The 485-nt window shown below is 56.7% G+C and carries 2 protein-coding genes; both read right to left on the reverse strand.

Annotated elements, in window-relative coordinates; genetic code table 11:
• The coding region (gene gpG, locus JW499_RS21635) for a phage tail assembly chaperone G (protein ID WP_085429807.1) at positions 1-183 on the reverse strand (183 nt) is incomplete at its 3' end.
• Between the two features lie 15 nt (positions 184-198).
• The coding region (locus JW499_RS21640; protein ID WP_205212519.1) for an Ig-like domain-containing protein at positions 199-485 on the reverse strand (287 nt) is incomplete at its 5' end.

Consider the following 485-nt stretch of genomic DNA (forward strand, 5'->3'; position numbering starts at 1 on the left):
CGCCACCAGAAACGCGCCGGTTCTGATGGCGTCTTCCACAGTAAACTTCCGGTTGCTGTCTGACTCCGCCTGTTCTGCCTGCCGTTTCATCAGGGCGAGATGCTCAATGCGCTGCAGGGCTGACAGTTCAGAAAGCGTGACGGTCACACCGTTATGTTCAAATGATTCGGTTTTCAGGAACATCGCTGACTCTCCGGATTAACTGGCGGTGACGGTAATTTCTGCAACCGCAGCAAACTCACCATTACCGGATACAACCGGAATGTTGACCTTGCCTGCAGCAACGCCGTTCACGGTGATGGTCATACCACTGACCGACACGGTGGCTTTTGTTTTATCCGCAGACACCGCACGAAAGCTCTTGTCGGTTACGCCCTCCGGCTGGAAGGCCACGGTCAGCGTGGTGCTCTGCCCTTTCACCACCGAGGTGCTGGCAGGCGTCACGGTCATGCCGGTTGCCGCTGTTACCGTGCTGCGATCTTCTG

This window comes from Amphritea pacifica (assembly GCF_016924145.1).
Classification (GTDB): Bacteria; Pseudomonadota; Gammaproteobacteria; order Pseudomonadales; family Balneatricaceae; genus Amphritea; species Amphritea pacifica.